This window comes from Vannielia litorea (assembly GCF_019801175.1).
Taxonomy (GTDB): Bacteria; Pseudomonadota; Alphaproteobacteria; order Rhodobacterales; family Rhodobacteraceae; genus Vannielia; species Vannielia litorea_B.
In genome coordinates this window covers 2068334-2093641 of the sequence record NZ_JAHVJR010000001.1, presented here as the reverse complement: position 1 = coordinate 2093641, position 25308 = coordinate 2068334, and the positions used below count along the sequence as shown (strand labels likewise).

General features: G+C 66.1%; 23 protein-coding genes. 7 read left to right on the top strand and 16 right to left on the bottom strand.

Annotated elements, in window-relative coordinates:
* The first annotated feature begins 61 nt into the window (after nucleotides 1-61).
* From KUV38_RS10215 to KUV38_RS10205, 3 genes are all read left to right on the top strand, one after another.
* Nucleotides 62-2854 (top strand): DUF2339 domain-containing protein, encoded by a 2793-nt coding sequence (locus KUV38_RS10215; protein ID WP_222469943.1) that lies wholly within the window; start codon nucleotides 62-64, stop codon nucleotides 2852-2854.
* Between the two features lie 210 nt (nucleotides 2855-3064).
* On the top strand, nucleotides 3065-6037 hold the full coding sequence (gene ileS / locus KUV38_RS10210) for an isoleucine--tRNA ligase (RefSeq protein ID WP_222469942.1): 2973 nt from the start codon (nucleotides 3065-3067) through the stop codon (nucleotides 6035-6037).
* A complete protein-coding gene (locus tag KUV38_RS10205) occupies nucleotides 6038-6493 on the top strand; it encodes a methylated-DNA--[protein]-cysteine S-methyltransferase (protein WP_222469941.1) in 456 nt (151 codons plus the stop codon).
* Here the strand turns inward: KUV38_RS10205 and KUV38_RS10200 are convergent.
* From KUV38_RS10200 to fsa, 9 genes are all read right to left on the bottom strand, one after another.
* Nucleotides 6490-7056, bottom strand: coding sequence for a ferric reductase-like transmembrane domain-containing protein (locus tag KUV38_RS10200; RefSeq protein ID WP_261385196.1), 567 nt, complete (start codon nucleotides 7054-7056; stop codon nucleotides 6490-6492). The two genes, KUV38_RS10205 and KUV38_RS10200, sit on opposite strands and share 4 nt — an antisense overlap.
* Before the next feature lie 14 nt (nucleotides 7057-7070).
* A complete protein-coding gene (locus KUV38_RS10195; RefSeq protein ID WP_410001037.1) occupies nucleotides 7071-7529 on the bottom strand; it encodes a twin-arginine translocation pathway signal in 459 nt (152 codons plus the stop codon).
* A gap of 97 nt (nucleotides 7530-7626) precedes the next feature.
* Nucleotides 7627-8316 (bottom strand): CDP-alcohol phosphatidyltransferase family protein, encoded by a 690-nt coding sequence (locus tag KUV38_RS10190; protein ID WP_222469939.1) that lies wholly within the window; start codon nucleotides 8314-8316, stop codon nucleotides 7627-7629.
* A gap of 98 nt (nucleotides 8317-8414) precedes the next feature.
* Nucleotides 8415-9347 carry a tyrosine recombinase XerC gene (locus KUV38_RS10185; protein WP_222469938.1) on the bottom strand — a complete coding sequence of 311 codons (933 nt, stop codon included), beginning with the start codon at nucleotides 9345-9347 and terminating at the stop codon, nucleotides 8415-8417.
* A complete protein-coding gene (locus KUV38_RS10180; protein WP_222471034.1) occupies nucleotides 9344-10051 on the bottom strand; it encodes a DUF484 family protein in 708 nt (235 codons plus the stop codon). The genes KUV38_RS10185 and KUV38_RS10180 overlap by 4 nt, the downstream gene beginning before the upstream one ends.
* Nucleotides 10052-10221: 170 nt before the next feature.
* Nucleotides 10222-10938 carry a hypothetical protein gene (locus KUV38_RS10175; RefSeq protein WP_222469937.1) on the bottom strand — a complete coding sequence of 239 codons (717 nt, stop codon included), beginning with the start codon at nucleotides 10936-10938 and terminating at the stop codon, nucleotides 10222-10224.
* Between the two features lie 85 nt (nucleotides 10939-11023).
* Complete coding sequence (locus KUV38_RS10170; RefSeq protein WP_222469936.1) at nucleotides 11024-11998, bottom strand: sulfotransferase; 975 nt, start codon at nucleotides 11996-11998, stop codon at nucleotides 11024-11026.
* Nucleotides 11999-12040: 42 nt separating this feature from the next.
* Nucleotides 12041-13327, bottom strand: a complete 1287-nt coding sequence (locus KUV38_RS10165; RefSeq protein WP_222469935.1) for a rhamnan synthesis F family protein — start codon at nucleotides 13325-13327, stop codon at nucleotides 12041-12043.
* A gap of 118 nt (nucleotides 13328-13445) precedes the next feature.
* Nucleotides 13446-14099, bottom strand: coding sequence for a fructose-6-phosphate aldolase (gene fsa / locus KUV38_RS10160; protein WP_222469934.1), 654 nt, complete (start codon nucleotides 14097-14099; stop codon nucleotides 13446-13448).
* Nucleotides 14100-14182: 83 nt separating this feature from the next.
* Here fsa and KUV38_RS10155 point away from each other — a divergent pair, with 83 nt between their 5' ends.
* The gene (locus KUV38_RS10155) at nucleotides 14183-16378 is read left to right on the top strand and encodes a primosomal protein N' (RefSeq protein ID WP_222469933.1); all 2196 of its coding nucleotides are present in this window, start codon (nucleotides 14183-14185) and stop codon (nucleotides 16376-16378) included.
* A 7-nt stretch (nucleotides 16379-16385) separates the two neighbouring features.
* On the opposite strand, the gene KUV38_RS10150 is transcribed toward KUV38_RS10155, so the two are convergent.
* Together KUV38_RS10150 and KUV38_RS10145 are read right to left on the bottom strand one after the other, a co-directional pair.
* Nucleotides 16386-16928 carry a hypothetical protein gene (locus KUV38_RS10150; protein WP_222469932.1) on the bottom strand — a complete coding sequence of 181 codons (543 nt, stop codon included), beginning with the start codon at nucleotides 16926-16928 and terminating at the stop codon, nucleotides 16386-16388.
* Nucleotides 16925-17671 carry a YebC/PmpR family DNA-binding transcriptional regulator gene (locus KUV38_RS10145; RefSeq protein WP_222469931.1) on the bottom strand — a complete coding sequence of 249 codons (747 nt, stop codon included), beginning with the start codon at nucleotides 17669-17671 and terminating at the stop codon, nucleotides 16925-16927. The genes KUV38_RS10150 and KUV38_RS10145 overlap by 4 nt, the downstream gene beginning before the upstream one ends.
* A gap of 144 nt (nucleotides 17672-17815) precedes the next feature.
* Between KUV38_RS10145 and KUV38_RS10140 the strand changes: the two genes are divergently transcribed.
* Nucleotides 17816-19594 (top strand): SLC13 family permease, encoded by a 1779-nt coding sequence (locus KUV38_RS10140; RefSeq protein ID WP_222469930.1) that lies wholly within the window; start codon nucleotides 17816-17818, stop codon nucleotides 19592-19594.
* A gap of 72 nt (nucleotides 19595-19666) precedes the next feature.
* Here the strand turns inward: KUV38_RS10140 and KUV38_RS10135 are convergent, their stop codons facing one another.
* Nucleotides 19667-20557: a LysR family transcriptional regulator ArgP gene (locus KUV38_RS10135; RefSeq protein ID WP_222469929.1), complete on the bottom strand. Its 891-nt coding sequence runs from the start codon at nucleotides 20555-20557 to the stop codon at nucleotides 19667-19669.
* Nucleotides 20558-20646: 89 nt separating this feature from the next.
* Between KUV38_RS10135 and KUV38_RS10130 the strand changes: the two genes are divergently transcribed.
* Both KUV38_RS10130 and KUV38_RS10125 read left to right on the top strand, forming a co-directional pair.
* Complete coding sequence (locus KUV38_RS10130) at nucleotides 20647-21252, top strand: LysE/ArgO family amino acid transporter (protein ID WP_222469928.1); 606 nt, start codon at nucleotides 20647-20649, stop codon at nucleotides 21250-21252.
* A gap of 51 nt (nucleotides 21253-21303) precedes the next feature.
* Nucleotides 21304-22224, top strand: a complete 921-nt coding sequence (locus KUV38_RS10125; RefSeq protein ID WP_222469927.1) for a DMT family transporter — start codon at nucleotides 21304-21306, stop codon at nucleotides 22222-22224.
* 20 nt (nucleotides 22225-22244) lie between these two features.
* Here the strand turns inward: KUV38_RS10125 and KUV38_RS10120 are convergent, their stop codons facing one another.
* The 4 genes from KUV38_RS10120 to KUV38_RS10105 all read right to left on the bottom strand — a co-directional run bounded on the left by KUV38_RS10120 (nucleotide 22245) and on the right by KUV38_RS10105 (nucleotide 25282).
* Nucleotides 22245-22913, bottom strand: a complete 669-nt coding sequence (locus KUV38_RS10120) for an SDR family oxidoreductase (protein WP_222469926.1) — start codon at nucleotides 22911-22913, stop codon at nucleotides 22245-22247.
* Between the two features lies 1 nt (nucleotide 22914).
* Nucleotides 22915-23373, bottom strand: coding sequence for a DUF1178 family protein (locus KUV38_RS10115; RefSeq protein WP_222469925.1), 459 nt, complete (start codon nucleotides 23371-23373; stop codon nucleotides 22915-22917).
* Between the two features lie 32 nt (nucleotides 23374-23405).
* Nucleotides 23406-23927: an NUDIX hydrolase gene (locus KUV38_RS10110; RefSeq protein WP_315898612.1), complete on the bottom strand. Its 522-nt coding sequence runs from the start codon at nucleotides 23925-23927 to the stop codon at nucleotides 23406-23408.
* Nucleotides 23928-24028: 101 nt separating this feature from the next.
* Nucleotides 24029-25282 carry a 3-deoxy-D-manno-octulosonic acid transferase gene (locus KUV38_RS10105; protein ID WP_222469923.1) on the bottom strand — a complete coding sequence of 418 codons (1254 nt, stop codon included), beginning with the start codon at nucleotides 25280-25282 and terminating at the stop codon, nucleotides 24029-24031.
* Nucleotides 25283-25308: the final 26 nt, after the last annotated feature.

Here is a 25308-nt window from a genome sequence, read left to right as displayed (position 1 = left end):
CGCTTCCCTGTGAGGTTTCAGGGCGTTACTGTTTCCGGACCGGGGATAATGGGGGCGGATTGTGGAAGTTGTGGTTGCGTTTTTGACGCTCTGCGTCATTGGCCTGCTGGTCTGGCTGGTGGCCGTCCAAATGGGCTTGGGGCGGATGCGGCGCAGCCTTGACCGGGCTTTGCGGGAGATCGAAGGGCTGAAGCGGGGCGCAGAAGCGCAGCGGCCCGCAGCCGAGGCGGCGGCGCCCCCGCCAGAGGAGCGCAAGACGGCGCGGGAGTTGATGGACCCGGCGGCGACGCCTGCAAGAGCAGAGCCGGAGCCGGAAGAGGCGGCGCCCGCGCGGCGCAAGCTGCCGTGGGAAGAGGGCTATGACCCAGCGGTAGACGGGCCCGCCCCGGAGGCGGGGCCGGTTGTGCCGCGCGGTGGCGGCAAGTTGGTGGCGTGGTTGCAGGCCAACTGGTTTTACGCCGTCTCCGCCCTTAGCCTCGCCCTCGCTGGGCTGTTCCTTGTGCAATACGGGATCGAGCAGGGCTACCTGACGCCGGTGATGCGGGTGGCCGCGGCGCTGGCGCTGGGCGCGGCGCTGATCGGGGGGGGCGAATGGATCCGCCGCAGGCAGAGCGCGGGGGATGCCACCGCCTATTTGCCGGACACGTTCAGCGCAGCGGGGATTGTCTCGCTCTATGGTGCGGTGCTGGCGGCGCGGTCACTCTACGACCTGATCGGCGCAGGCACCGCGATGTCGGGGCTGTTGGCCGTGTCGGTGGGGGCGATGCTGCTGGGCTGGCTGAATGGACCGGTGCTGGCGGCTTTCGGGCTGATCGGCGCGGGGGCGGCGCCGTTCCTCGTGGGGGGCGAGGCCGAAGGCGCAACGCTGTTTTACGTTTACTACGGATTGCTCGGCGTGGCGGGGCTGGCGATTGATGCGTGGCGCCAGTGGCGCTGGGTCTCGGTGCTGGCGCTGGGGGTGGCCGGGCTTGGCGGGTTAGCGGTGTTTGCGGGATCGGGCGAGATGCCGGGCTTTGCCGTGCTGCTCACGGTGCTGGTGCTGGCGGCGATGGCCTTTCCGCGCCGCGAGATCGGGCCGACCCATGCGGGCGGTGCGCCGCTGCGCTGGCTGCTCGACAAGGGCGCAGGGCGGGGCGGATACGAGGTGCTCATCGCGTGGGGCGCGATGGCCACGGCGAGCGTTGTGTTGCTGGTTCTGCCCCGCGATGGCGCAGCCGAGTTTTTGCTGATCGAGGGTCTCTATACGGTGCTGATCCTCGCTGTCGCCCTCTGGGCGTGGCAGGCGAAGGCGCTGAGCGAGCTGGTGCTGTTTCCGGCGCTGGGCTTTCTGGCGGTGATCCCGCTGGAGAGCGTGATGGGCGCGGTGCTGATGCGCGAGACGGTGCAGGTGGATGCCACCGGCGACCCGCTGCCCGCCCTGCCGCTGGAGGCGAGCCTCGTGCTGGTATTGGCGGCTCACGGCGCGGTGGCGGCGGCGTGGCGCAGCCTTGTGGACGGCCGCGAGGGCGTGGGCCGGGCGGCGCTGTTCTGGGGCATCTTCGCGGCGCTCTTCGCGCCCTTGGTGCCGCTGGGGCTGGAGCTGTTCTGGCTGTCGCCGCGTGTGCCGGGCACCTTTGGCTGGGCGGGGCATGTGCTGGGGCTGGCGGCGCTGATGGTGGCGATTGCGGTGCGCTTTGCGCGGGCCGACGGCGGCCCGGCGCGGCGCACAGCCTGGGCGGTGCTCTCGGCGGCCTCGCTGATCGCTTTGGCGCTTTTCGTGCTGCTGACCAAGGAGGCGCTGACTGTGGCGCTGGCGGTGCTGCTAGTGATGGCCGCCTGGCTCGACCGGCGGTTCCGCCTGCGGGAGATGCAGGTGTTCATCGCGCTCGGGGTGATCGTGCTGGGCTGGCGCGTGGTGATCGACCCGGGGCTCTTTTGGTCGGTCGAGGCAAGCTGGGGCGCCTTCCTGCTCGGCTTCGGCGCGGCGCTCGGCGGGATGGCGGCGGCGTGGCGGATCATGCCGGAGGCGCAGCGCACGCTGGGCCGGGCCTTTCTGGAGAGCGGGCTGCTGATGATCGGCGGCATCTTCGTGACCGCCACGATCTGGCGGTTCATCGACGAGCGTGTGGGCACGGATGAGCTGGCGAGCCATTGGACGATGGGGCTGACCGCGATGGTCTGGCTGCTCTGTGCTGCCGCGCAGGTGTACCGGATGCGGCTGGGTGGCTGGCTGAAGTGGCTGCGCGTGGTGCTGGCGGCGGGATATACGGTGGTGTCCGGGTTCTTCCTGCTCATCGGGCTGACCCTCTCGAACCCGTTCCTCTCGGCCGGGGGCTTCTCGCTGCCCGATACCACGGTGCACGGGCCACTGGTGTTTGACACGCTGGCGGTGGCCTACCTCGGCCCGGCGGTGGTGTTTGCCCTGCTCGCCCGGATCGGCGGGCGCTGGTGGCGCCGCGGCGGGTTGAGCGCAGCGGTGGGGCTTGCAGGGTTCTGGGTGTTTCTGGAGATCCGTCGATTCTGGCAGCCGGGTGGGATGTGGTACGGCAACGGCTGGTTTGATGGCGAGCTCTATACCTACACGGTTGTGCTGATTGCTTTGGGCGCAGTCCTGCTGTGGCAGGCGATTGCCAAGGGATCGACCGTGCTGCGGCGGGCGGCGCTGGTGGTGATTGGGCTGGCGGTGGTGAAGGTGTTCCTGATCGATGCGCGGGGGCTGACGGGGCTGTTCCGGGTGTTCTCCTTCCTCGCGCTCGGCCTGTCGCTGGCGGCGCTGGCCTGGCTCAACCGCTGGGCGGCACAGGAGGCGGCGGAGCGGGCTGCGGGCGAAGATGGCGCGGCAGAGGGTGCAGAAGAGGACAGGCCGCCGGAGTGAGGATCCTGCGGGCGGCAGGGCAACGCCGCCCTACGTGCTGGACCTTGCCCGCAGCCCTGCCTATAAGCCTCCCCATGATGTTCTCGGGCCTCGCCATCATTCGAATTAGCGGCCCGGCGCTCTGACAGATGAGCCGCCGGGACAAGGCGCATGGCCTGCCGCGCCGCCCCTCACCGAACACCCGAAAAGACCACGCCAAGGACGCCCCCCATGTGCGCCGACACGCCTGACTACAAAGACACCCTGAATCTCCCCCAAACCGAATTTCCGATGCGCGCGGGCCTGCCCAAGCGCGAGCCGGGCTGGCTGGCCCGCTGGGAGGAGATCGGGGTTTATGATCGCCTGCGCGAAAAGGAGGGTCGCGAGCCCTTCACGCTGCACGATGGGCCTCCTTACGCCAACGGCCACCTGCACATCGGCCACGGGCTAAACAAGATCCTGAAGGACATGGTGGTGCGCTCGCAGCAGATGATGGGCCGCGATGCGCGCTACATCCCCGGCTGGGACTGCCACGGGTTGCCGATCGAGTGGAAGATCGAGGAACAATATCGCCAGAAGGGCCGCGACAAGGACGAGGTTCCGATCGTAGAGTTGCGGCAGGAGTGCCGCGCGTTCGCCGAGAAGTGGGTGGATATCCAGCGCGAAGAGTTCAAGCGGCTGGGCGTGACGGGCAATTGGCCCGAGCCCTACCTGACGATGGATTTCCACGCCGAAGCGACGATTGCCGCCGAGTTCCAGAAGTTTCTGATGAACGGGGCGCTCTACCAAGGCTCGAAGCCGGTGATGTGGTCGCCGGTCGAGAAGACGGCGCTGGCCGAGGCGGAGGTGGAATACCATGACCACCAGAGCCACACGATCTGGGTGAAGTTCCGGATCGGCGGGTTCTCGGGCACGCCGGAATTGATCGAGCATTTCGCGGCAGAGGGCCACGAGGGGCAGGATGCGGTGATGGCGGCGGTGAACGCCATGGCCGAAGATTTTGCCGAGACCTCGGTGATCATCTGGACGACGACGCCCTGGACCATCCCGCAGAACCGGGCGGTCTGCTTCAGCCCCGAGATAAGTTATGGCCTCTATCGCGTGACCGGCGCGGCGGAGGATAACTGGGCGCGGGTGGGCGACAAGTACTTGCTGGCAGACGATCTGGCCGAAGCGGTGATGGCGCAGGCGCGGGTGGAAAGCTACGAGCGCCTGCGGGGCGCTGCCGCGGCTGAGCTGGGCGCGATGAAAACCGTGCATCCGCTCTACAAGCTGGAGGGCGCCGAGGGCGAATGGGACTATGACGTGCCGATGCTGCCGGGCGATCATGTGACCGCCGAGGCCGGCACCGGCTTTGTGCATACCGCCCCGAGCCATGGTGACGACGACTACCAGATCGGCCGCCAGTATGGCCTGCCGATGACCTACAACGTGCTGGAGGATGGCTCCTTCCGCGCTGATCTGCCGTTTTTTGGCGGTGAGGTCATCATCAAGCCTAACGGCAAGGAAGGCGGGGCCAACAAAGCGGTGATCGACAAGCTCGCGGAGGCGCGCATGCTGATCGCGCGTGGGCGGATCACCCACAGCTACCCGCATAGCTGGCGCTCCAAGGCGCCGCTGATCTACCGAAACACGCCGCAGTGGTTTGCCGCCATCGACAAGGATTTGGGCGACGGGCAGGACAGCCTTGGCACCACGATCCGCCAGCGCGCGCTGACCGCCATCGATCAGGTGAAGTGGACCCCGCAGAGCGGGCGCAACCGTCTGTATTCCATGATGGAATCGCGTCCTGACTGGGTGCTTTCGCGCCAGCGGGCCTGGGGCGTGCCGCTGACCTGCTTCGTGAAGAAGGGCGCGATGCCCGATGACGAGGGCTTCTTGCTGCGCGATGCGGCGGTGAATGCGCGGATCATCGAGGCCTTCGAAGCCGAGGGCGCGGATGCGTGGTATGCGGAAGGGGCCAAGGAGCGGTTCCTTGGCAATGATTACAACGCCGAGGACTACGATCAGATCTTCGATGTGCTCGACGTGTGGTTCGACTCTGGCTCGACCCATGCCTTCGTTCTGCGCGACCGTGAGGATGGCTCGCCCGATGGGGTGGCCGACCTGTACCTTGAGGGCACCGACCAGCATCGCGGCTGGTTCCACTCGTCGCTGCTGCAATCGGTCGGCACCCGCGGCGTTGCCCCCTATCGAGGCGTGCTGACCCACGGGTTCACGCTGGACGAGAAGGGCAACAAGATGTCGAAGTCGCTCGGCAACACCATCGTCCCCGAGGAGGTGGTGAAGCAGTACGGCGCCGACATTCTGCGGCTCTGGGTGGCGCAGACCGATTACACCGCCGACCAGCGGATCGGGCCGGAGATCCTGAAAGGGGTGGCCGACAGCTACCGCCGCCTGCGCAACACCATGCGCTTCCTGCTGGGCAATCTGGCGGGCTATGAGGCGGCGGAGGCCGTGGAGCCTGCCGATATGCCCGAGCTGGAGCGCTGGGTGCTGCACCGGCTGGCGGAGCTCGATGAGGTCGTGCGCAAGGGCTACAATGCCTACGACTTCCAGGGCGTGTTCCAGGCGGTGTTCAATTTTGCCACGGTGGAGCTTTCGAGCTTCTACTTCGACGTCCGTAAGGATGCGCTTTATTGCGATGGCGACTCGGCCCGCCGTCGGGCGGCGCGGACGGTGCTGGATATTCTCTTCCACCGGCTGACCACATGGCTTGCGCCAGTGCTTGTCTTCACGATGGAGGAGGTCTGGCTGGAACGGTTCGGCGGCGAGGGCTCCTCGGTGCATCTGGTCGATATTCCCGAGACCCCGGTTGGCTGGCGCGACGAGGCGCTGGCGGAAAAGTGGGCCGGCGTGCGGCGCGCGCGGCGCGTGGTGACGGCGGCGCTCGAGGTGCAGCGGCGCGAGAAGGTCATCGGCGCCTCGCTGGAGGCCGCGCCAGTGGTGCATGTGGAGGATGCAGGTGTGCTGGAGTCGCTGAAGTCGGTCGCCTTCGACGATATCTGCATCACCTCCGCCGTGTCGCTCTCGGGCGATCCGGCGCCCTCCGAGGCTTTCCGGATGCCGGAAGTGGAAGGCGTGGGCGTGGTCTTCGAAAAGGCCGAGGGTGCGAAGTGCCAGCGGTGCTGGAAGATCCTGCCGGACGTGGGCACGCATGGGCATGAAGCCGTCTGCGGGCGGTGTGACGAGGCGCTGGGGTAATTGGCCACCCTCGCGCTCTCCACCCCGGTCGGCCGCATAGTGCTGACTGAGGCGGGCGGCGCGATCACGCGCATTAAGTGGAGCGATGAGGCGGCGGGCGAAGGCTCGCCGCTTTTGCGTGAGGCGGAGCGGCAGATCGGGGAATACTTTGCTGGGGAGCGGGAGGATTTTGACTTGCCGCTGCGGGTGGAGGGCTCTGCGGTGGTGAAGCTGGTCTGCTCTGAGATGCGGAAGATCCCGTTCGGGGAGACCACAACCTACGGCGCGATCTCTAAGAAACTCGGCTTTTCGGCGCAATCCATTGGCGGGGCCTGCGGGGCGAACCCGATTCCGTTGATCATTCCCTGCCATCGGGTGCTGGGGGCATCCTCGCTGGGTGGATTCTCGGGCGGCACGGGGGTGGAGACCAAGGTGGCCTTGCTCCGGCACGAGGGCGCGGCTGGGCTGCTGATTTAGCGGCGCAGCAGCCGCAGGTCGATCAGGGCGGCGACGGTTGCGGCAAGGGCGGCGATGCAGAGCGTCCATTTGGAGATCAGCTCCATCGCGCCTTCGATCTGAACGGCGTGGAGCACGGTGGCGAGTACGACCAGCGCCGCCAGCGCGTTATGCGCCCAACGCCAGCGGCGCGGGGGCAGCTTGCGGCGCAGGGCCACCAGAAGGGCGGTGGCGGCGATGCCCCAGAGCGAGATGAAGCCCCAGACCGAGAAGGGGGTGGGGGAGCGCAGCAATAGGGCATCGAGGGTGTCGGGCGGGCTGGTGACCCAGAGGCCCGCGACGTGAAGCGCGGTGAGGGTCACGAGGGCGATGCCCGCGCGGCGGTGCCAGAGGCGCCCCTTGGGGCCACGCAGGCCGGGCAGGTAGCCGGCGGCGAGGAGCGGTTGCGCCAGCAGGAGGCAGAGCGCGAAGATGCCCGCGAAGCCGCCGGTGATATAGGCGAAGCCACGATAGGCGAGCCATGGGCTTGCGGTGGCGAGTGCCACCGGCACAGCGATGAGCGCCACGAGGGCAGCCCAGATCAAGGCGGGGAGCAAGCTCAGGCGAGGACGAAGTCGGCCCGCACGGAGGTATCGCGGGGGCTTGGCATGACGGGGCGGAGGAACACGGTTTCGAACTCGCCGTCGTCGTAGGCCAGGTGCGCGTGCGGCTGGCCGAAGTTGGGCACGATCTGCTCCATCTCCAGAGCGAAAGAGCCATCGGCGCGAGTCAGCACGGAGCCGTGGTTGCGCGGCTCGCGCTCGCCGCCGAGCGTGGTGGCGGCCCAGATCTGGATGCGGCGGCCTTCGAGCGGGCGGCCATCGGCAGCGCGCAGCACCTTGCCGTGGACGGTGAAGCCGGAGCCGAGCCGCTCGACCAGCGGTGCGCCCGGGCGGTAATTGTTTGCCCCGCCACGCATGGAGCTTGTGGGCGCGAGAGAGGCGGCGCGGGCGGTGGCGGGCAGGCTCAGTGCCACGGCGGCGGCGCTGGCGGTGACGAGGAAGTGGCGGCGGGGCATGAGCATCGGGCGTCTCCCGGGTTGGGTCACGGTTCACGTAAGGGTAGCGCATTCGCCCGCGCCGATCAGCCCGGTGCACGGCACAATCCCGTGAGGCTCAGCGCTCGGGGATGACCTGCTGGATGATGCCAGCCAGCGCGAGCCAGAGCGTGGTGGCCCCCAGCGACCACGAGAGCCACGGCTGCTGCTCGAAGCTTTGCCACGCCGCGATCACCGCCAGCGCGACCCAGATCACCGAAACCGGCAGGGTGAAGCTGCGCCAGCGCTTGGTGCGCGTGGGGTGGACAAACTTGAGCGGCAGGAACATGGCGGCGGCCAGCACGATGCAGGTGACCACGGTAATCCAAGGCGCGGGCTGCATGGCCATCAGAACCAGAACCGCAAGGTTCCAGCAGCCGGGAAAGCCGCGAAAGCTCTTGTCGGTTAGCTTCATCCGTGTGTCGGAGAAGTAGAGCACCGAGGAAAAACAGATGCCCAGCGCGCAGAGAGCGGCCCATGGGTTGGGCAGCAGGCCGGAGCCGTAGAGCGCGAAGGCGGGGATGAAGACGTAGGTCAGGAAGTCGATGATCAGGTCGAGCAGGGCGCCGTCGATGATCGGGGCGTGGTTGGTCACGTCGTATTTGCGGGCCAGCGGGCCATCTATGCCGTCAACGGCGAAGGCGGCGAGCAGCCAGAGGAACATCACCGGCCAGTCGCCCTGCACGGCGGCCAGCATCGCGAGCATCGCGAGCGCCGCCCCCGTGGCGGTAAAGAGGTGGACCCCGTAGGCCTTGAACCGATCCGACATGGGCCGAAGGGTTACCGGGCCGAAGGCGGCGCGGCAATCGAAATTCCCGCCCGGCGGGAAATGTCAGGTGCGGCGCGGCTTGCGGGTAACCCGGGCGGTCAGGCGCGCTTGCGACCCTGCGGATGGGCGCGGTCGTAGACATCCATCAGACGGGCGGTATCGACCGCCGTATAGGCCTGCGTGGTGGAGAGCGAAGCATGGCCCAGCAGTTCCTGAATGGTCCGCAGGTCGCCGCCCGCTTCCAGTAGGTGGGTGGCAAAGCTGTGTCGCAAGGCGTGTGGGGTGCAGGTGGCGGGGAGGCCAAGCTGCATGCGGGCAGCCTCCGTTACCTTGGCCACGGCGCGGCGGGAGAGCGGCTTGCCCCGGATGGAGCGAAAGAGCGGCTCGGCGGGGCCGAGCCGGTGCGGGCAATCACGGCGGTAGTCTTCCACCGCGTCGCGGGCGACGGGCAGCACTGGCACGATCCGCTCCTTACCGCCCTTGCCGGTGATCCGCAGCACATCGGCCAGCGGGGCATCGGCGCCGCTGAGGGCCAGAGCCTCGGAGATCCGCAGGCCGCAGCCGTAGAGCAGGGTGACCACGGCGACATCGCGGGTGGCGACCCATGGCTCCGGGTGCTGGAGCGAGACGGTCTCGATCAGATCGCGCGCCGCGCCGCGCCCGACGGGGCGGGGCAGTTTGCGCTGGTACTTGGGCGCGCGGACGGAGAGCGGGGCGGACATCTCAAAGCCCTCGCGCTCAGCGACCCAGCCGAGGAAGTTTTTCACCGCGGAGAGCATCCGGGCCAGCGACCTTGCGCTGACGCCGCCCGCCCGCTCATGCGCCATCCATGCCCTCATGTCGGGCAGGGTGAGCTTGGCGAGGCGGGCCTTGCCGATGCCCTCGCCGAAGTGTTGTGGCAGAAAACCTAGGAAGCCGGACACGTCGCGGCGGTAGGCTTCGAGGGTGTTTTCGGCGCGACCGTCCAGCGCCCGAAGCTGCGCAAGCCACAGCTCCAGCGCCTCGGTCAGCGCCGGAGAGGGGGCAATCATCCCAGAAAACGCCGCATCTGGCGCTCGAACACCCCGGCGAAGAAGCCGAGCAGGTCAGTGCCCTGCGAGGGGCGGAACTGGTGCGGATCCTCGGCGCCCATGACCAGTAGGCCGGGCAAGCGGCCCTCGCCGAAGTCGAGCTTCAGGCAGGCTTCGGAGTGGATGTTGGGGGCGGCCTCGCCGTAGATCACCGAGAATTGCGGCCGGGTCTGGCGCAGGGTGACCGGGCGCACCGGTTTGTCGCGGCCCATGGTGAGGTAGTCGTTCACGAATCCCGGAGGGGCCACGTGCAGCACGTCGCCCAGCTTTTTCACTGCCGGGTCTTCGCACTCCTGCACGCTCTCCAGCACGAGGCGGAGGCAATCGACGCGCAGGGTGTGGGCCACTTCGCTGCCGAGGTTGCGCAGGAAATCCTCGAAATCGGTCGGCTCCAGCATGGAGAGCACCGCCCGGTGCACTTGGTTGGTGCCGGCGAGGTTTTCATAGGCTGCGGCGATCACGGAGCGGTGGGTGTCTTCGAGCCGGTCGAGCCGAGCCTCGAGCCGCTCCATCGCGATGCCGCGCAGGTCGACGATGTTGCCGCCGAGCGACTTCTCGTTGGCCGCGATCAGCGCATGCATGATGTCGCGATCCTCGAGGATCATGTCAGGTTCGGAAATGATCATGGACCGCAGCCCGATCAGCTGCTCCGCCGCTTCACTCATATCTGCCTCTTTGTCCGACATGGGTCGGTTATAGCCCACGCGTGGTTTTTGGTTGAGCCGATTGTTTCAAACCGGGCCACACGCGGGCAAGGGTTTTGTCGGGGTCAGGCCCGGGCGGGGGAGGAAGGTGGCGGTTGAGTCACAGGGGCGTACGCTGCGGTCTGGGGGGCTCATTTGTCGAGCAGGTGCCGATACAAAGCCAAGTCGATGGCGTGATGCTTCGATATAAACGCCTTCAATTCAGGTGCTTGAAAGACCTCTTTGTCAAAGTGGTAGCCACTCACATTTTTGCGGCTATGCGGCTCATAGGTTAGACCCGAAATTGCCTTAACGAAGTCAGGCAATGTCTCTTCGGTCGCTACTTGCCGGTATGCCGCTAGGCGGTTCCTGAAATCTTCGGGCTCCGTGGTCGTTGGAAGAGCTCCGAACACAAGCCTCGCCTGTTGATTTAGGAACAGACCGGGGAACCGAGACAGCTGTTGTGCAACTTCTGTCGGGTTGCTGTTGTCGGCGTTACGGATCGACTTCGAAATCTCTTTGATGCGCGGTGGATGGCTCTTATAGAAATCACCACCCCTGTGATGGATTTCGATAAGCCAATTGTAGTGAGACATCAGCTGTTTGAGTGGGTCTCTCAGGAGGGTGAAAAACTCCACGTGCCGAAAAGTGTTGTTACAGATCAACGCGCGCATCCGGCGGAATGGAACGTGTCCTGATACCCATTCTAGTTTCGCCAGCTTATCTCGCGCAGTCTCAGGCTGGTTGGCCCATGCTTCGATATGGGACTCGCCTTTTCGTTCAGACCGCTGAAGGTAGTCGTTTATCGTGGAGCCTGCGGTCTTCGGAACATGAACGAAAGCGCAGATCGGGCTTGTTCGGGTTGTCATGTCTTGTTGCTCCTTGGACTCGGTTTGAACACATGCGCCAAGCAGGTTGTGGAACAATGGGTGGTGAATTTCGACTACGGGCGTACTAGTGCGGTGAGCGGCCTTCTTTCTTGCCGTGGCGTTTGTAGTGCGCCAACGGGTTGCGGCCAGCTTTGCGTATTCCCTCGTTTCTCAACAAATAAGTGAATGGCTCGAAGTAGGTGCCATCATCGAGAACCATACTGCGCGGAAGTTCGAATTTCGCCATGATTGACCGGATCTCGGCCTTGGTCTCCGCCCATTCATCACCATGTTTGGCCCGGTCGGTTGCGTCTGCGAAGAAAACGGACGCCATCCGTGTCGCAGCGAGAATCTCGTGCTGAAGGTCTCCTGAAAGCAACCGATCGAACTCCATTACCTTGGCTAAAGACAGGCCTTTGTTTTCGACGTTCTTAAAGCGAGACGCTGTCAGGTTCTCTGAGAAGGGGTGACCTGTGGCAAAGACCCCCAGTTGCTTTCTCCAAGCCTCTTCACGGCTCACAAGGTCTTCAAACGGAACGAACAGAACGTTCGCATTATCAAAATGCGCAGCGCATCCGATAAAGTAGTTCAGATAGCGCTGCACGAGGCCCGAGAAGTTCTTTCTGATTGCTTCTTCGGGGTTCAAACCTGGCTCCATTCGCTTTGAAATGGAGGCCATGACAGCGCGCGGGTCACGATGAATAATGACAGCAGACTTGATCTTGCGGTATCGATGCATGCAGGCCCCAATTTCGCGCATGTAGCGAGGGGTCTTGTCGAAGAACCGGCCGGTGAAGTCCGGGAATGCAGCGTTACAGATGGTTTGATAGAAATGGTCAAAGTCACCCTGACACGCTTTTGTTCTGGTTTCTTCCGAAATCCGCCATCCGCGGCGCAGCATCTGGTAATAGCGCTTCTGAAGTGGGAATTCAGAAGGCTGATCCGCCAGCAACACGCCGCATTCGAAGCCGGATTCGAAACCATTGGCGCGGAAGATCTCTGACAGCAGCGTGGTGCCGCCGCGCTCATAGCCACCGATGATCAGATCGACTTTACTCACTACAGTTCTCCTGGGGCGCTACAGGGCGGTTGGGCGCTGACGCTAGATGTAGCCCTTCATGAAGGCGACGCGTTTCCAACCGGTCAGGGTGTCGCCACCGAAGGGGCGGCTGGTCAGGATGTGCGTGTATTCATCGGCTTCCACCGGCTGGAGCAGATGAGCGATCCGAAGCGTGTCGTAGACATTCTGGGTGCCGCGATAAATCGCGTCGAGCTTTATGATCGGCAGGCCGAGGTGGATCAGCGGGGCGGGGCTTTGGTGGATGTGGCCACCCTGCATGAAGATATCGCCGAGCACTGAGTGGATGGCGTCGTCGAGCACGGTGTCATCCACCTTCTCGTCGGCATGCAGATGCTTGGCCACGAAACCGCGCAGGGTTGCGCTGTCATTCACCGGATACATACGTGCGAGTTCATCCAGCGTGCTGTCGACCCGGAGTTGGAGGTCTTTGCGGTCGTCCATGTCAGCGGCGGAGATCAGGTAACGCCCTTGCAGGAAGTCGATCACCTTGCGGGCGCTGAAACGCGGCCAGACGATGATGTCGCAGGTGCGCCCGTTCTTGATGGTGAAGTCAACGAAATCGGGATCATGGCGCAGGGCGTTCAGGAATCGGCTGGTGTCATACAGGGCCTTGAACTGATCGGGCGCGGACGCGCAGCGCTTCAGGGTCTTCGTAAGCCCCATCTCGCCGCGTTTGATGACATAGGGGCGCAGGTCGGTTTGTTTGTAGTGGTTCCAGTAAGTGCGGAAGGACGGGTTGCGCAGAACACTGCCGCTCATTGCGATGCAGAAGGAGCCGAGGTGATGCTCCATGAAGAAGTTCTCGGTCGAACCGAGAACCTCGATCTCGCTGCCCATCATATCCGACAGGAACTTTGACATCCGCTCTTCGGAGAAGAAGATGCTGTCGTTGATGAGCAAGAGTCGTGGGCAATCGTTGTGCCAGCCACGCTGGAAGAGGTGAAGGAAACCGGTGCGGTAGCTGCCGAAATCACGGCCGAAGTTCGGGCGCTCGATGTAGCAGTCGATCAGGCCCTCGACCTCTGCAGGATCTGTCAGTTTGAGCGTATTGACCGCGAGGATGTAGAGACCCTCGTTGCGCGCCGCTTTGAGAAGGCGAATGACGTCAGGCCGGAGCGTCCCCTTTTCGTAGAGCGCCAACAGCATGATACGGCGGCCATCGTAGGGGGATTCATTGTGAACGACCGGCTTTTGGCCGCGGGTCTTCCAACGCTGGCGCTCCGACAGGAGCCAGACGATCATTATGGCGAAGGGGCCGATCAGGAGAGATTTGATGTATCCGACGATACCCTGAAAAAACGACTTCATTCGCGGTCACTCACAGCTCTTAAGCCGGCGCAGGAGGCACGCCGAATTGGAGACAGGCCCCTAAACCATCGGTTGAGGGTTGTGAAGGGATCAGGAATTTAACGGCGGGACACCGCCGTCAGACGATCTTAATGCCCGCCTTCGCAGCGTCCTTCACGAATTGGTCGAGGCCCTTCTCGGTCAGCACGTGATTGGCCATCTGCTTGATCACGCCGGGAGGGGCGGTGGCGACGTCGGCGCCGATCAGGGCGGCGTCTTTCATGTGGTTCACGGAGCGGATCGAGGCGGCGAGGATCTCGGTGGAGAAGGCGTAGTTGTCGTAAATCGTGCGGATGTCGCCGATCAGGTCCATGCCGTCGAGGTTGAGGTCATCGAGCCGCCCGATGAAGGGGGAGATGAAGGTGGCGCCGGCCTTGGCGGCGAGCAGGGCCTGGTTGGCGGAGAAACAGAGCGTGACGTTCACCATTGTGCCTTGGCTGGAAAGCGCCTTGCAGGTCTTGAGGCCGGCCCATGTGAGCGGCACCTTCACCGCGATGTTGGGGGCGATGCCCGCGAGCTTCTTGCCCTCTTCCAGCATTGCATCGGCTTCGGTGGCCACCACCTCGGCGGAAACCGGCCCGTCGACCATGTCGCAGATCTCCTTGGTGACCTCGAGGATGTCGCGGCCCGACTTCAGGATCAGGGAGGGGTTGGTGGTGACTCCGTCGACCATGCCAAGGTCGTTCAGCTCGGCGATGGCGTCGATCTCGGCGGTATCTACGAAGAATTTCATGTGCGGCCTCCTCGGGCGGACTTGCGGTTGCGCCTCTCATACCGCAGGACAGGGGGCACTGAAACCCGGATATTGGGGAGAATGTGAGCGCTAACGGCCATTTTGCGGCGGGCGAGCCAGTTGCGGTTCTGACCACCCAGCCTCTGGGCGGCACGCTGGACTATGCCGCGCCGGAGGGCGGGGTGGCGGAGGGCGCCTTTGTTGTGGTGCCACTGGGGCCGCGCCGGGTGATGGGCGTGGTCTGGGGGCCGGGCGAGGGCGGATTCGACCGGGCCAAGCTGCGCCGCGTGGGCGAGGTGCTGGATGTTGCGCCGATGGGCGCGGGGATGCGCGAGTTTCTGGAGCGGGCCGGGGCCTACACGCTGACCGACATGCACCAGATGCTGCGGATGGCGACCCGCGCGCCGGGGCTGGCGACGCCGCCGGGCATGCGCAAGGTCTATCGCCCCGGTGGCGGCGCGGTTGACCGGATGACGCCCGCGCGGGAGCGGGTGCTCGGCGTGCTTGAAGAGCATGGCGGGCTGAGTTTCACGCTTGGCGAGCTGGCGGAGATCGCAGGCGTTTCGACCGGGGTGGTGAAGGGGCTGGTGAAGCTTGGCGCGGTGAGCGAGGAGCTAGCGCCGCGCGATGTGCCCTATCCCGCGCTCGACCCCGACTACGGCGGCAAGGCACTGAATGACGAGCAGGCGGAAGCGGCGGGGGCGTTGCGGCGCGGGGTGGCGTCGCGTGAGTATGGCACGACGCTGCTGAAGGGCGTGACCGGCTCGGGCAAGACCGAGGTGTATCTGGAGGCGGTGGCGGAGTGCCTCGCGCAGGGGCGGCAGGCGCTGGTGCTGCTGCCCGAGATCGCGCTGACGCAGGAGTTTCTTGGCCGGGTCGAGGCGCGCTTTGGCGCCAAGCCCGCCGAATGGCACCACGGGGTGACGGTCACCGAGCGGCGGCGCTGCTGGAAGATGGCGGGCGAGGGTGGGGCCTCACTGGTGGTTGGCGCGCGCTCGGCGCTGTTTCTGCCGTTTCGTGAGTTGGGGCTGATCGTGATCGATGAGGAGCATGACGGCTCCTACAAGCAGGAAGACGGCGTAACCTACAGCGCCCGCGATATGGGGGTGCTGCGGGCTTCCATCGAGGGCGCGCAGGTGGTGCTGGCCTCGGCCACGCCGTCGCTGGAGAGCTGGGCCAACGCGGAGGCGGGAAAGTACGCGCGGGTCGAGCTGACATCGCGCTTCGGGGCCGCCGTGCTGCCCGAGATGCGGGCCATCGACATGCGGGTCGAGGGGCTGCCGGCGACGCGGTGGGTGTCTCCCTCCCTGCAGGGGCTGGTGCGCGACCGGATGGAGAAGGGGGAGCAGGCGCTGCTCTTTCTCAACCGGCGGGGCTACGCACCGGTGACGATCTGCCGGGCCTGCGGGCATCAGGTGGCCTGCCCGGATTGCGACGCGCGAATGGTGGAGCACCGCTTTCTAAAGCGGCTGATGTGCCACCAGTGCGGCCATACCGAGCCTGTGCCCGAGGCCTGCCCGAGCTGCGAGGCGGAGGGAAAGCTTGCACCGGTGGGGCCGGGGGTGGAGCGGCTGGCCGAGGAGGTGAAGGAGCTGTTTCCGGAGGCGCGGGTGGCGGTGCTGTCGTCCGACCTGTTCGGGAGCGCTAGGGCACTGAAGGCGGCGGTGGAGGGCATTGCCGGCGGGGCGGCGGACATTGTTATCGGCACGCAGATGGTGGCAAAGGGCCACAACTTTCCGCTGCTGACGCTGGTGGGGGTGATCGACGCCGATCTGGGCTTGCAGGGGAGTGACCTGCGGGCCGCGGAGAAGACCTTTCAACTGATGCGGCAGGTTGCCGGGCGCGCCGGGCGGGCCGAGGCGCCGGGGCTGGCGGTGCTGCAGAGCTACCAACCGGAGCATCCGGTGATCCGGGCGATTCTGTCGGGGGACGAAGAGGCCTTCTGGCGGGCCGAGGCGGAAGAGCGCAAGGCGGCGGGCGTGCCGCCCTATGGGCGGCTGGTGGGGATCGTTCTGTCGTCGCCTGAGCTGGAAGATGTGAACAGCCTCGGCTCGGCGATGGCGCGGCGGGCGGAGCCGCTCAGGGCGATTGGTGCCCAAGTGTTCGGTCCCGCGCCCGCGCCGATTGCACGAATTCGCGGGCGGCACCGCGTGCGGCTGCTGATCAAGGCTGAGAAGGCCGCGCCGGTGCAGGCGGCCGTGACCACTTGGCTGGCGCAGTTCGACTGGCCAAACCGAGTGCGGGTGCAGGTGGATGTGGACCCGCTAAGCTTTTTTTGAACTAGGCTCAGACCCGAAAGGCGAAGTGGCCGCAGGCAATCAGATTGGCCGACCACAGAACGATGTAGTTTTGGCCAAAGAGCAGCACGCGGAGCACTTTGGGGCGGTGGCCGGAAATGATGAGCCCGGCGGCGATGAGCCATGCGGCCAAGTAGATCGCGAAGGCAATGACCGCCGACGCGTCAAACCCCAACACGAAAACCACCGGCATCGGGAAAATCGCGATGCTGGTGTAGGGCGTCAGGCAGGTCCGGAAAAAGCATAGCGCGAAGCGGCCGGGGCCGGGCAGGAAGATGGAACGCAGCGAGCCGAAGCGGGCCTGCCAGAGTGCCACGGCTGTTCCGAGACCGAAGGCGAGAGATAAGCCAGCGATCACACCGAGGCCGAAGGGCAAGGGCTCGGTCGAGCGACCATTGTCGGCGAGCGGAAGGAGGAGCCAGCCGTCCTTCACGTTCAGCCACAGGGCCCAATACATCATCGGCACGAAAAAAGCCGCGCCCCAGATCAGGGCGCGGCTGGTTGTCGGATGGGTGTTGACGCGAACCGTCAAGCCGAGAGCTGCTCCATCACCTCGTCGGAAACCTCGAAGTTGGCGGTGACGCGCTGGATGTCGTCGTCATCCTCCAGCACCTCGATGAGGCGCATCAGCTTTTGCATGCCCTCGAGGTCCAGCTCGGTGGTGGTGGTGGGGCGCCAGACCAGCTTGGCGGTCTCGCTCTCGCCCAGTTCGGCCTCGAGCGCGGTAGACACCTCGTTGAGATCGGTGTCGGCGCAGAGGATGGTGTGGCCCTCCTCGGTGCTCTCCACATCCTCGGCGCCTGCTTCGATGGCGGCCATCATCACCGTGTCCTCGTCGCCCACGGAGGCGGGGTAGGTGATTTCGCCCTTGCGGTCGAACATGAAGCCGACAGAGCCGGTCTCGCCGAGGTTGCCGCCGTGCTTGCCGAAAGTGGAGCGCACGGTAGAGGCGGTGCGGTTGAGGTTGTCGGTCATCGCCTCGACGATCACCGCCACGCCGCCGGGGCCGTAGCCCTCGTAGCGGATTTCTTTGTAGTCATCGCCGCCTGCGGCCTGGGACTTGTCAATCGCGCGCTGGATCACGTCCTTCGGCACCGATTGCGACTTGGCCTCTTTCACCGCGAGGCGCAGGCGCGGGTTGTTGTCGGGGTCGGGGTCGCCCATCTTGGCCGCCACGGTGATTTCCTTGGCGAGCTTGGAGAAGAGCTTGGAGCGAGCCGCATCCTGCCGCCCTTTGCGGTGCTGGATGTTCGCCCATTTTGAGTGGCCGGCCATGGGGGCCTCCGTTGCGTGCTGGTTGGCTGATCTGGCGGGCTATATAGGGCAGAGGCGGGGCCGGGGGCAAGGTGCGTGGCGGGTTTCCTTCCGGCAGCGCGGGGGCCATGATCGGCCGAATGAATTTTCAGGGGGCGGGCCCAGGTGACGGGTGATCAGGTAACACTCTTCGTGCTTTTCGGGGCAGTCTTCGGGCTGCTGCTTTGGGGACGGTTTCGCTATGACCTCGTGGCCTTTGCGGCACTCATGGCCGGGGTCGTGCTGGGCGTTGTGCCCTCGGACCGGGCCTTCGAGGGCTTTGGCCACCCGGCGACGCTGGTGGTGGCGTTGGTGCTGGTTGTGTCGGCCGGTCTCGTGAACTCGGGCGCGGTGCTGCTGATCACCCGAACTCTGGTCTCCTCGGCTCGGGGGCTGGGCGGCCATATCGCGCTGATGGGCGGCGTGGGCGGTGTGCTCAGCGCCTTCATGAACAACGTCGCGGCGCTGGCGCTTCTGATGCCGGTGGACATTCAGACCGCGCGGAAGGCGGGGCGTTCGCCGGGGCTGAGCCTGATGCCGCTCAGTTTTGCCACCATTCTCGGCGGCATGGCCACGCTCATTGGCACGCCGCCCAACATCATCATCGCCTCGGTGCGGGGCGATGCGCTGGGCGAGCCGTTCAGGATGTTCGACTTCGCCCCCGTGGGCGGGCTGACGGCGCTGGCGGGGCTGGCCTTTGTAGCGCTCGGCGGCTGGCGGCTGATCCCTTCGACCGGGGACGGGGCGGGCGCGGTCTCGGAGAGCGAGGTGAAGAATTACATTGCCGAGCTGACGGTGCCGGAGGGCTCCAAGTTCGTGGGCCAGAGGGTGCGCGATGTCGAGGAGTTGGCGGCCAAGGCCGACGTGGGCGTGCTGGGGCTGGTGCGCGGGGGCAAGCGGCTCTACGGCGCGCAGCGGCTGACAAAGATCGAAGCTGAGGATGCGCTGGTGCTGGAGGCGGTGCCGGATGCGCTGGACGAGTTCCGGGCCTCGCACGCGCTGGTTTTTTCTGACGAGAAGCGCCGGGAGCTTCTGGCCGAGGCTGGCGCCGGGCTGGGGCTGATCGAGGTGGTGGTGCCGGAGGATTCGCGCATTGCCGGGCGCTCGGCGCATGGGATCGGGCTGAGCTGGCGGCAGCGGACGATCCTCATGGGGATCTCGCGGCAGGGCAAGCGGATCACCAGCCAGGTGCGCAAGGAGATCGTGAAGCCGGGCGACATCTTGCTGCTGCTTGCGCCCAACGACCGGACGGCGGAGGTGACCGCGTGGATCGGCGCCTTGCCGTTGGCCGACCGGGGCCTTGCGGTGACACAGGACAGCAAGACTTGGCTCGCAATCGGGCTGTTCGCCGCCGCGGTGGCGGCGGCGTCCTTCGGGCTGCTTTACCTGCCGGTGGCACTGGGGATCGTTGTGGTGGGCTACGTGCTGACCAAGATCCTCAGCCTGAGCGAGCTCTATGATCACATTGAGTGGCCGGTGGTCGTGCTGTTGGGGTCGATGATTCCGCTGGGTGCGGCGCTGGAGGAATCGGGCGGCACCGAGCTGATCGCGGGCGGGCTGGTGGGGCTGACGGAAGGATGGCCGGCCTGGGCGATTTTGACGATCCTGATGGTCGTCACGATGACGCTCTCGGACGTGCTGAACAACACGGCGACGGCGATTGTGGCCGCCCCGATCGGGATACAGATGGCGAACTCGCTGGGCGTTTCGGCGGACCCGTTCCTGATGGCGGTGGCGGTGGCGGCCTCCTCGGCCTTTCTCACCCCCATCGGACACAAGAACAACACGCTGATCCTCGGGCCGGGGGGCTATTCGTTCGGCGACTACTGGCGCATGGGGCTGCCGCTGGAGATCCTCGTGGTGGCGGTGTCGATCCCGCTCATTCTGGTGTTCTGGCCGTTGTGATGGGGCGAGCGTGATGGCGCGCGCGGGTGGAAAATTCTTCACGAAGAATTTTCGGGCAGGGAAGAATTTTCGTTAAAATTCTTCCGGAGCGGGCTGCACGAGATGGGCGCGGGCGGCGGCGCGGACCGAGGCTGTGAGGTCCGCCAGCGCCGGCGCGGCGAGGCGGGAGACCAGCCAATAGAGCGGGCGGTCCACGGTAAGGCCGGGTTTCATATCGACCAGTGAGCCATCGGCGAGGTGCGGTGCGGCCAGCGGGGCGGGGTTGAGGCCCCAGCCGAGGCCCGCGCGGGCGGCATCTATGAAGGCCGAGGTGGCGGGCAGGGTGTGATGGGGCGGAGAGGGGTGCGCTCCGGTCGCGGCATGCATCCAGTGGCTTTGCAGCCGGTCCTTGGCGGAGAAACTCAGGCAGGGCGCGCGGGCGAGGCCCTCTGCCGTTGGTCCCTGCGGGAAGTGGCGGGCGGCGAAACCCGGGGCGCAGGTGGCGTGGTAGCGCAGGGCGCCCAGTGCATGCACGTCGCACCCCTGCACCGGCCCGGGGTGGGCGGAAATGGCGGCCAGCACTTCGCCTCGGCGGAGCCAGTCGGCGGAGTGATCCTCGTCATCCACAACAAGATCGAAGCTGATCCCCTCCACCCCGGCCATGGCTTCGATGAACCATGTGGCAAGGCTGTCGGCGTTGACGGCGAGGCGCAGGGTGGCAGGCGCAGAGGGCTGCCCGAGGTCTGCGGCCAAAGCACGGGCGAGAAGGCCCATCTCTTCGGCATGGCGATAGAGGCGGGCGCCGGTATCGGTGGCCTCGCAGGGCGTTGTTCGGCGGATCAGTGGCGTGCCCATCTGCTCTTCCAGCTTCCGGATGCGCTGGGAGATGGCGGGCGGCGTGACGTTTAGCTGCGCGGCGGCACCCTCGAAACTGCCTGTGCGGAGCACGGCATGGAGGGCGAGGAGGGCAGGATCGGTGAACATAAGCTATGCTTAATCCGGATCAGTTAAATTCACTAGGCTTATTCGGCGCGGTCCCATAGCACGCCCTGACACCGGAAGGAGGCGGACAGATGTGGGATGCGGCGATTGCGGGGTTCTCCCTGAGCCTTGGGCTGATTCTGGCAATCGGGGCGCAGAACGCCTTTGTGCTCAGGCAGGGGCTGAAGCGGGCCTATGTGTTCGAGGTTGCGCTGACCTGCGCGCTCTCGGACGCGGTCTTGATCAGCCTTGGGGTGGCGGGGTTCGCCACGTTGGCCGATGTAATGCCGTCGCTATTGCCGTGGTTCCGCTGGGGCGGCGCGGCGTTTTTGGTGGCTTACGGGGCGCGGAGCTTTTGGGCGGCGTGGCGTGGGGGCGAGGCGTTGGAGAGTGCGGGCAACGGCGGGCAGACGCGGCTTGCTGCATTGGCGACCTGCCTTGCGCTCACATGGCTCAACCCGCATGTCTACCTCGACACGCTGGCGCTGCTTGGCTCGATCTCGACCCGTTATGAGCCGCATGAGCTGGCCTTCGGGGCGGGGGCGGCCATCGCCTCTTTCACCTTCTTTTTCACGCTGGCCTATGGCGCCCGGCTGCTCGCCCCGATCTTTGCCCGGCCCACTGCGTGGCGGGTGCTGGATGTGGGCATCGGGGTAGTGATGTGGGTGATCGCGGCGGGGCTGATCATGGGAGCGTGACGCGGAGGCATCCCGGTTGACCTTGTCGCATGACTCCCGCACATAGTTCACATGGCAACGGTTTCTCCCGAAACAACTGCACCCAACCGCCCCGTTGCGGGCGTGCTCTGGATGGTCGTGACCGGCGTGCTCTTTGTCGCGGTTACGGCCTCGGTGAAGCTGACCGGCGGGCGGGTGCCGGCGCCTCAGGCGGCCTTTTTGCGCTACGCGCTGGGGCTCATCTTTATCCTACCGATGATCCCGGCGATCCGGGCCGACCGGCTCGGCATACGGGAGTTGAAGATCTTCGCTGGCCGCGGCGCGGCGCATACCGTGGGGGTCATGCTCTGGTTCTACGGGATGAGCACGATCACCATCGCGGAGGTGACGGCGCTCAACTACATGTCGCCGGTCTACGTGACGCTGGGCGCAGTGATCTTCTTGGGGGAGAAGATGGCGCTGCGGCGGATCCTCGCGGTGGTGGCGGCCCTTATCGGGGCGATCATAATCCTGCGCCCGGGCTTCAGGGAGCTGCAGGCAGGGCATTGGGCCATGGTTGGCGCGGCGCTGTGCCTTGCGGCGAGCTATATCGTGGCCAAGCAGATCTCGGACCGGGTGAGCGCGGCGACGCTGGTGGCGATGCTTTCGGTGACGGTATCGATCGGGCTCGTTCCCTTTGCATGGGCGGTCTGGGTACCGGTGAGCTGGCACGACCTCGGCATTCTCTTTCTGACGGCGGCCTTTGCCACAGGGGCGCATTACACCATGGGCGTCGCGTTCAAATGTGCACCGGTGACGGTGACCCAGCCGGTGACCTTCTTGCAGCTGATCTGGGCGGTGGCGCTCGGCTACTTCATGTTCGACGAGGGGCTCGACACTTGGGTGATCCTCGGCGGCACGGTGATCATCGCGGCGATCAGCTTCATCACGTGGCGCGAGGCGGTGGTGAGCCGCCGGAAGGTGACGCCGGTTTCGGGTGAAACGAAGTTCTGAGAGGGCGGGCTGCCTGCGCCTTAGAAGGCGTGGGGGCGGCCATCCCACGTGAGGAATTGCCCGGTGGTGGCAGGCGAAAGCTCGGCGATGCGCGCTGCAAGGCCCTCTGCGGCCTCATCTACGGTGATCTCGGCGGCGCTGCCGCCCATATCGGTCTGGACCCAGCCGGGGTGATAGATGCCCACGGCGATGCCCTCCGGCTTCAGGTCGGTCGCGAGGTTGCGCCCGAGGTTCAGCAGCGCGGCCTTGGAGGCGCGGTAGATGTAGCTGCCGCCGGGTGCGCGGGTGTCGGATGCCATTTGCGAGGAGATGAGGGCGATGCGCGGGGCCTGCGCCTTGCGCAGGTTGGGGAGCAGTGCCTGCACCGCGAGGAAGGCGGCGGTGACGTTGACGGTAAAGCTCTCGGCCCACATCTTGGGCGGGTAGCCGCCCTCAAGGCTCTGCCCCTTGTCGGGATAGATGCCGGCGTTGCAGACGAGGTGCTCGATGGGCGCGCCCTCAAGTCCGGCAGCGAAAGCAGTGATGGAGGCCGGATCGGCCATTTCGACGGTCGCCCATGTGACGCCGGTCAGGTCGGGAGGCGTGCTGCGGCAAGTGCCGAGCACCGGGCCTTCAGTGGCCAGTCGTTCGGCGAGGGAGCGACCAATGCCGCGGCTTGCGCCGGTGATCACCGCGTGAAAGCCCGCCATCTCAGTTGGTCTTGCGCGGGGAGGCGAAGGGCAGGGGCATGACTGGGATGCCATCTTCGAGCAGGGCCTTGGCATCCTTCAGCCGGGCCTCTCCGTGGACGGAGCGATGCGGCTCGTCGCCATCGTGAATGGCGCGGGCCACGCGGGCAAACTCGCCGCCGACATATTCGCTCTCGCGCTCAACCTTGGCGCGGAGGTCTGCCAAAGCCTTTTCCTGCGGCGTCGAAGCGGTGCTGAGGGGACGCGCTGGCACGGAGGGTGTGGAACCCGCTGCAGATTTGGTGGGGACGGTGGCCGCCTTGCCGAGACGCGGGGCCATCACCGATTTCTCGACCTCAGCGCCACCGCAGACTGCGCAACTCAGATGGCCCGCGCGGGCGAGAGCATCATAGGCATCGGCGTCGGCAAACCAGCTCTCGAACCGGTGGCCTTCGCGGCATTGCAGCGCATACTTTATCATTGCCTGCTACCTAGCCCTGGCCACATGAAAATTCAATTACCGGTGTCGGAGGTGTGACGCGGTGTGGGCGGGCGGAAACCGGCGAGAATGGCCCGCAATTCAGGCTCTTCGACCTTGCTGGCGGCCTTGTGGACGGAGAACCACTTGCGCTTGCGTTGCTTGCGCTCGGGGAAGCTGTCATGCAGCTCGCTCACCTCGACCGGGAAGACCGCCACGAGGCAGGGCAGCCCTTTGCGCGGGCCGGAGACCTTGGTGTAGCTGTAAACGCCGAGGCAGCGCGGATGGGCCTTGCCCTTGGCCCCGGCCTCCTCCCACGCCTCTTGGGCTGCGGCCTGCGCGCCCGAACGGCCATCCATCGGCCAGCCCTTTGGGATGATCCAGCGTTTGCGCCGCCGGGAGGTGATCAGCAGCACCTCGACGTCGCCCTGGACCACCCGGTAACAGAGTGCGGCGAACTGGGTGCGCAGCGCACGCTTGGAACGTCCGGCAAGACGGACGGGCACGTGGATCGGCTTGGGATGGCTGATGCGCTTGTTCACGGGGCGGTTGGTCACAAATGGCTCGGCGGGGTCTCTCTGCTGCGATGCTAACATGAGAGGGGCAAGTGACCAGCCGCGCAACCGGGAAATTCACGGAGGCGTCACGGGTTGGGGTGCTAAATGCCGGCATTCGAAGCGATGCGGGCGACAAGTGGCGCGAGATCGGCCTTGCGCGCGTCGGCGGTCTGGCGGGCGATCTCGGCCATGCGAGCCTGCGCCTCGGGGGTGAGCTCTGCGAGCGCATGGGCGAGGGCGGCGGCATCGGAAACCTCGAGCGCGCCACCTGCAGCGTCGAGCGCGGCGAAGGCCTCCGCCTGATTGAAGGAGGAGGGGCCGTGCAGCAGGGCACAGCCGAAGTGGGCGGGCTCCCAAGGGGTGTGGCCGCCTTTCTCCACCAGCGAGCCGCCGGTGAAGCATAGGCCGGAGAGCGCATACCACAGACCCATCTCACTCATCGTATCAGCGAGGAAGACCGGCGCGGTTCCGGGGGCCTCGCCTGCGGAGCGCGTCGCAAAGGGCAGCCCGGCCTTGGCAACCAGCGCGGCAACTTCCGGCCCGCGCTGGGCGTGGCGGGGGGCGAGGATGAGCCGGAGGGCGGGGCGGCTTTGGCGGGCCTTGGTGAAGGCGGCGAGCACTTGCTCTTCTTCGCCCGGGTGGGTCGAAGCCGCGAGCAGGGTGTTTTCACGTTCGAAGGCGGGCGCAAGGGCGGCGAGCTGTGCTGGGTCCGCAGTGGGGGGCGGACTGGAAGCCTTGAGGGCGAGGGGCGCGGCGCGGGCCGCATCGGGCAGGCCGAGGGCGGTGAAACGTGCGGCGCTCTCCTCGTCCTGCGCCGAGAGGCTGGTGATGGAAGCAAGCACCTCTTGGGCGACGACCGGGAGGCGGCCCCAGTGCCCGGCGGAGCGGGCGGAGAGCCGAGCAGAGACGACGATAACCGGGATGCCCCGGGCTTTCAGCGCGGTGAGGCGGTTGGGCCAGAGTTCGTTTTCGATCACCACAAGGGCGCGGGGTGCGTGGGTGGCGAGGAAGCGCCGCAGGGGGCGGCGCAGATCTACCGGGGCGAGGCGGGCGGTCACGCGGGGCAGTGCCCATGCGGTGACCATATCGCGCCCTGTGGTGGTGTTGGCGGTGACTGTGAGCGAGAGGCCCGGGTGGGCTGCCAGCAGCGCGTCCACCAGGCCGCGTGCGGCGGCGAGTTCGCCATTTGAGGCGCCGTGCAGCCAGAGGCGCGGGCCGGGCAGAGGTGGCTCATCGGTGGTGGCGAGGCGCTGGCGCAGGTCTTCCGCGGTCTCACGCCCGCGCAGCAGCCGCAGCGCAAAGAGCGCGGCGAGCACCGGGGCGGCGAGCGAGACGAGAAGGCGATAAAGCAGCAAGAGGGGCCCCTTGGCCGGTTGCGTTG